This is a genomic window from Motilimonas sp. E26 (assembly GCF_021278025.1).
In the GTDB taxonomy this organism is placed as follows: domain Bacteria; phylum Pseudomonadota; class Gammaproteobacteria; order Enterobacterales; family CBDFNC01; genus Motilimonas.
The window spans coordinates 1-1,607 of record NZ_JAIBHJ010000066.1 but is presented as its reverse complement, the minus strand read 5'-3'; the positions used below and the strand labels follow the sequence as shown (position 1 = coordinate 1,607).

Annotated in this window: 2 protein-coding genes; both read right to left on the bottom strand. The window is 46.9% G+C overall.

The window, feature by feature from the left end; translation table 11 throughout:
- On the bottom strand, window positions 1–1,329 hold a 1,329-nt coding region (locus tag K1M91_RS21120), incomplete at its 3' end, for an IS66 family transposase (RefSeq protein WP_232804233.1).
- 59 nt (window positions 1,330–1,388) lie between these two features.
- Window positions 1,389–1,607 (bottom strand): IS66 family insertion sequence element accessory protein TnpB (gene tnpB, locus K1M91_RS21115; protein ID WP_232804232.1); only part of this gene is annotated, 219 nt, incomplete at its 5' end.

Here is a 1,607-nt window from a genome sequence, read left to right as displayed (position 1 = left end):
TGCGCGTTCAGCGCGGTTATTGTCTATCGATAAATGGCCGTCATCGATATAGCGGATGAGCTTTGGCCATTGGCCGAGCGTGTATTTTATCGCTTTACCCAGCGGGCTAGACTCCATCACTTGTTGAGTTGTCATCCACTCGTACAACTCATCCAGTATCGGCTTGGCATGTTGCTGACGTTCAGCTTTTCGTTTTTCCGCAGACTCACCTTTTAAGCGAGATTCTATCCCATAGAGCTTCTGGATTTTGGCCAGCGCTTTATCCGCTTTGCCTGTCTTACCTTTACCTTGAAGCTTCTTCGCATCCATGAACTTACGCCGTGCATGCGCCAAGCAGCCAATATTAGTGACTTGATGAAGCCCATCATAGGCACCATAGCCATCGGTTTGCAGATAACCACCATAATCTTCCAAGAAGGCAACAGGGCACGCCTTCGCGCGACTGTTTTGATAGTCGTACAAGGCGATATTCTTTACATTGGGCAGTGCGGCACCTGGCGAGTCAGCCCCCGAGCAGTAGAGCCACATGTAGCATTGCTTATCTTCCTTGAGCACATTGAGCGGCGTTTCATCCGCCTGAACCACGACTTGTTGAAGTAAGTGCTCTTTTAGGGCGCCATAGAGTGGTTTGAACTTCTCACTGACTTGGATAACCCACCTTGCCATGGTGGTGCGTGATAGTTCGATACCCGATTGAGTGAACAGCGACTCTTGGCGATACAGTGGCATCGCGTATTGATATTTGCCAAGGATGATGTTGGCAAGCAGACTTTCTGTCGCGAAGCTTTTAGGGATAATGCTTTGCGGCGCTGGCTTTTGAACGATGCGATGGTTGTCTTCAGTTTGCTCGCACTGACGACAAGCATATTTAGGACGAACATATTCCAGCACTTTGAGCACCGCTGGTGAGAACTCAAGTTTCTCACTGCGGTCTTCACCGATTTTATGCAGATTATGTTGGCAGCAAGCGCACTGCTTTTCATGGTCGTCTAAATCAAGTTCGATAACCTCACGAGGCAAGGTCTTTGGAAGTGGCTTGCGTTTACCACGTTTCTTCGTGGTGGTGGTCGTGACCTCAACTTCTTCTTTAGCGGCTTCACATTCCACTTCGTTGAAGAGGTCACCTTGAGATTCATTGTAAGGCTTTAACGCCTCCGAGCGTATAGCGAACTGGCGGTCGAAGGCCAGCTTGAGCTGTTCAAGTAGCGACTGGCGCTCTTGTTTCCACTCAGATTCTTTCTGTTTTTGCGACGCCATCAGCGCTTTCACCATCGCTTGTAGCTCGGCAACATCTTGGCTTTCTGGGTTAATATTTGGCGTCTTTTTCATGGCATTGATTATATTAAAATTATGCCATTAACGCTTGGTGAATAAGGCTTTATTTTCGATTAAGTCATTGTAAAATTGTTTATTTTAACGGGTTTATGGCCGATAATCGTGAAGCCAGAAAGGAGTCTATCAAGCTCGAATTGAGTCAGGATAAACACCTCATTTTTCTCTTTTGTAGGCCACTTATACTTGGCTTTTTCAAGGCGCTTGTACCAAAGAGCAAAGCCTGTTTTATCCCAGTACAACACTTTGATTTTGTCGCGCTGTTTGTTGGTGAA